Source organism: Candidatus Palauibacter australiensis, assembly GCA_026705295.1.
Taxonomy (GTDB): Bacteria; Gemmatimonadota; Gemmatimonadetes; order Palauibacterales; family Palauibacteraceae; genus Palauibacter; species Palauibacter australiensis.
The window spans coordinates 1-4,343 of record JAPPBA010000182.1 but is presented as its reverse complement, the minus strand read 5'-3'; the positions used below and the strand labels follow the sequence as shown (position 1 = coordinate 4,343).

At 68.1% G+C, this 4,343-nt stretch carries 3 protein-coding genes; 2 read left to right on the top strand and 1 reads right to left on the bottom strand.

The window, feature by feature from the left end:
• Positions 1-431 precede the first annotated feature (431 nt).
• Complete coding sequence (locus OXN85_15140; GenBank protein MCY3601300.1) at positions 432-2,714, top strand: TOMM precursor leader peptide-binding protein; 2,283 nt, start codon at positions 432-434, stop codon at positions 2,712-2,714.
• 37 nt (positions 2,715-2,751) lie between these two features.
• Positions 2,752-3,882: a hypothetical protein gene (locus OXN85_15135; GenBank protein MCY3601299.1), complete on the top strand. Its 1,131-nt coding sequence runs from the start codon at positions 2,752-2,754 to the stop codon at positions 3,880-3,882.
• A 117-nt stretch (positions 3,883-3,999) separates the two neighbouring features.
• Here the strand turns inward: OXN85_15135 and OXN85_15130 are convergent, their stop codons facing one another.
• Positions 4,000-4,287, bottom strand: a complete 288-nt coding sequence (locus OXN85_15130; GenBank protein MCY3601298.1) for an NHLP leader peptide family RiPP precursor — start codon at positions 4,285-4,287, stop codon at positions 4,000-4,002.
• Positions 4,288-4,343 lie beyond the last annotated feature (56 nt).

The window sequence follows — 4,343 nt, the reverse complement described above, 5'->3', positions numbered from 1 at the left end:
AGTTGGACCGGCCTCTATCCGATCTGAAGAGAGGCGATCGACGCCCCGCTATTCAGGCGTCCGCGAGGGGAACGGGCGATCTCGTATTCGATCCTCGCCAGACTGGGTGAATTCCAGCCCGCGGAGGCGATCGAGCTGGCGAGCCGACTCGAGGACACCGACAGGACGCTGGTCGGACTTGGCGGCAAGACGTATCTGTCGGGCGGCGTGGGCTATGGTCCCCGGCAGTGGGCGGAGCACTATGGCGAGATGCTCGACCAGGGCATCAGGTGGAAGCGGGAGTTCGACCCGGAACAGGTGTTCAACGGAGCCCATATGCCGTTCGCGGACCGGTCCGCGGTCGCTGACGCCAGGGCTTGACTACACGGGGCCGCCGGAAACGCATGGTCGAGAGCAGGCCGTCACGCAGGGATTCTCCCGGCGGACTACTGATGCGAACGACGCCCGCCGACCGCGGCCTCATCGAGTTGCCGCTGCTGACGCCGCATCTTGGGTTCCGGTCGATCGGCGACGGACGGGTGCTGCTCGTCTCGGAGGCCTTCAACACGCTGCTCCGCGGGCAGATCCATCGTGAGCTCATGCCGCTCCTCGACGGGCGCCGCACAACAGAGGAGATCGTCGCAGCGCTGGGCCCCGCCCATTCGGCGTCCGCAGTGCAGACCGCGATCGCGGCCCTGGCGTCCCGGGGATATCTCGTTTCGGGCGATCACGGCCTGGACCCGGGGCGGGCCGCGTACTGGTCGTCGCTCGGCGCCTCGCCTCGGTGGGCGGAGCAGCGGCTGGGAGAGGCGGCGGTCGCCGTCGCCGGCGATGCCGATCCCCTCGCCCGCCAGCTGGAAGCGGTGGGTATTCGAGCGGCCACGGTCGACCCTTCGTTGTCGGTCATCGTATGTGCGGATTACCTGGACGAGCGGCACGACACGATCAATCGCCGCCACCTCGAGTCCGGCAAGCCGTGGATCCTCGTCAGACCGAACGGCATCCGGCCGCTGTTCGGGCCGGTCTTCCGGCCGGCTGACGGCGGCCCATGCTGGGCGTGCCTCGCCTACCGCCTGCGGGCCCACGAGGAGGTCCACAGCTTCCTGCGCAACCTCGGCGGAGAAGCCGCGGCCGTGCGGCCCCGCGCGCTGGAGCCGGCCGTGCTGGAAGCGGTATGCGGCCTCGCCGCCGCCGAAATCGCCAGGTGGCTGGTACTCGACGATCTGGCGCCCATCCACGAGCGGGCGATCTCGCTGAATGTCGCCAGCCTCGAGAGCGGGTCGCATCCCGCCATGCGCCGCCCGCAATGTCTCGCGTGCGGCGATGAGGCCCTGTACCGGGCCGACCGGCCGGCGGCGCCCGTACGGCTGCGGTCGAGTCCCAAACCGGTGCACAACAGCGGCGGCCAGCGCGCGGTCCCTCCCGGGGCGACGCTCGCCAGGTATCGACATCTGGTCAGTCCGATCACCGGCGTCGTGACGTGGCTCACCCGGACGACGGACGAAGCCGATCCCTGGCTGCACGTGTACTGGGCGGGCAACAACGTCGCGCTTCGCAGCCGCAGGCTCAGTTCCCTCCGGCGCAGTCTGCGGAGCAAGAGCGCCGGGAAGGGCAGCACGCCGCGGCAGTCGGAAGCGAGCGCCCTGTGCGAGGCGGTCGAGCGCTACAGCGGCGCGTTTCACGGCGACGAGATCCGCTCCCGACGCCGTCTTCTGGACTTCGAGAAAGCGGGAGAGTCGGAGGCGATCCACCCGAACGACGTGCAACTGTTCAGCGACCGGCAACTGAGTGACGCGGAGCGGATCAACGCCCGCGGCCACCCTTACAACTTCGTGCCGCCGCGGCTCGACCCCGAAGCGGAGATCGACTGGTCGCCCGTGTGGTCGCTCACGCAGGCGCGACACCGGTACCTGCCCACATCGATCCTGTACGGCGTGGCGGAGGAAGGAGGCGACGGTCCCGCGTTCAAGGCGGATTCGAACGGGTGCGCCGCGGGCAACACGCTGGAGGAAGCCATTCTGCAGGGCTTTCTCGAACTCGTGGAACGCGATGCCTTCGCGATCTGGTGGTACAATCGGCTGCGCCTGCCGGAGGTGGACCTGTCCAGCTTCGACGACGAATACCTGGCGTCGGCCCCGGAATACTACGGCCGCCAGGAGCGCGAGATGTGGGTGCTGGACGCGACCTGTGACTTCGGCATTCCGGTCTTCGTGGCGATCTCCCGAAGAATCGGGGAGGGGAGCGAGGACATCCTATATGGGGCCGGAGCGCACATGGATCCGCAGATCGCGGCCCTGCGCGCGGTGTGCGAACTGAACCAGTGCCTGCAATGGGTACAGGGACCGGCACGACGCGGGGGTGGCCACGCCGTCGATGATCCCATGAGCCGGTGGTGGTGGGAAAACGGCCGGCTGGCGGATCACCGCTGGCTGGCGCCGGCGTCCGGCACGACGCCGCGCGGCAAGGAGGACTACCCCGTGCTCGACACCATGGACACGCGGGACGACGTGGATCACTGTCGGGCGCTCGTCGAAGCGCGCGGCCTGGAGTTTCTCGTGCTCGACCAGACCCGGCCCGACATCGGCATGCCGGTCGTTCGCGTCATCGTACCGGGCATGCGCCACTTCTGGGAACGCTTCGCGCCCGGGCGCCTGTTCGACGTGCCGGTCTCGATGGGTTTGCGGGAGCACCCCCTTTCGGAGGATCAACTGAATCCCGTTCCGGTCATCGCCTGAAGGACACCGAACGGCAACCGAGGAAGGCAACGGCGCAATGAACCTCGACGAAGCTCGCGCGGCCATCGAAGAGCACATGCTGGCCCAGGCGGATTCCGTCGGCGAACTGCTGGAGCAGTTCAGGAGCCGGATTCCCGCCGTGCTGGTCGGCGGTCCCGGCTGGGACAAATTGATGGAGCGCACAAACGGGCTGCCGATCAGCCTGGCGACCGCCGGTTTCGGATTCGAGTTTCGGCTGCACGAACAGGAACCGAGGGCGGATCTGGGTCTCGCGCTGTTTCAGGGCAGCCGGTCGGCGGCGCACTTCGAGGCGTGGTCCCGGTCGCGACCCGAAGATGCGTCCGCGGCGGCCGTCGTCCGGCTTCTGCACGAGATGGGACGAGAAGAGAGCGAGCTACGGCGAATCGCCGCGAAGCTGCTGCTCGAATACGACATCGATCCGGCGCACCATGGCCGGTTCCCGGACCCGGGCATCTTCCTCTACCCCACCGCCGATGCGCTGCCCGACGAAGGCACGGTCCAGGAGCCTGAAGATCTCCGTGTCCTCGTCGACGCGGTCGCCATGGCGAGCGGCTGGGAGACGGAGAGCGCCGAACGCCGGCATGCCGAACGCCTGTTTCTGGCCAGGCCGCCGGGCGCGCAGATCGGCGGCCTGGGCGCATTCCCGGCCCGGAGGAGGGGCCTGCGGATGGCGATCACGGGCATCAGGAGCACGCGCGAGTTGACCTCGTTTCTGGAGCGTGCCGGGTGGCCCGGACGACCCGCAACCTTCGCCCCGTTCGTCTCGGACCTGGAGGCACGCGGGGCCTTCTCCCACCTGGCGGCGCACCTCGATGTCCATCCGGGCGGCGTGAGGCCCGACCTGGGTGTGAGCTTCTATGCCCAGGACACGCAGTGGTTGAAGGACATCGAGCCCTGGATGGGCATCATCGATGGCCTGCGCGCACCGGGACTCGTCGTGCAGGAGAAGCTGTCCGCGCTCGCGGAGTCGTGGGCGGGGGTGGAAACGGTGTTCGGGCGACGAGGCATGCTGCTCGTCGTCCGGGGCATCCACCACTTCAAGCTGTCGCTGGTCGGCGACCGCTTCGAGGAGGTGAAGGCCTACGTGTTCTGCCTGGTGTTCCCTCCGCTGCAGGCCGACTCCGCGACCGGCGGTTCCGCCGGCTAGCGGGGCCGCGGGAGAGGGACGTCACGGGCGACGGAAGGCGAGGAGCCACAAAGGCGAGCAGGCACCGCCAGCGCCGGCGGCTGGCGGTGCCTGCGGAGTGTTACCGCTGATCGAAGATCAGCCGCAGCAGCAAAGCCCGGCTGCGACCGCCTCCAGCGCCTCCTCGTCCAATTCCAGTTCGGCATCGGCGCTCGGGGGCAGCGCGAGGTGGAGGTCGTTCCCGCGACTCTCGTGCACCTGAATGCTGACGTACTCAGGCAGGTCGATTCCGAATTCCTGCTTGATGGCCGCGTTCGGATTCGCCACGAGCTGCGCGCGGAACTCTGAATCGTCGGTCGCTTTCGCGACCAAGTGACGCTGCATCTCGTTCGATGTCTGGATTGCCGCTTGCACCATCGTGTTCATGTTGCATCCTCCTTCGCTACGCAAGAGCTTGGCGCTACCCTGAGGCTATAGTATAT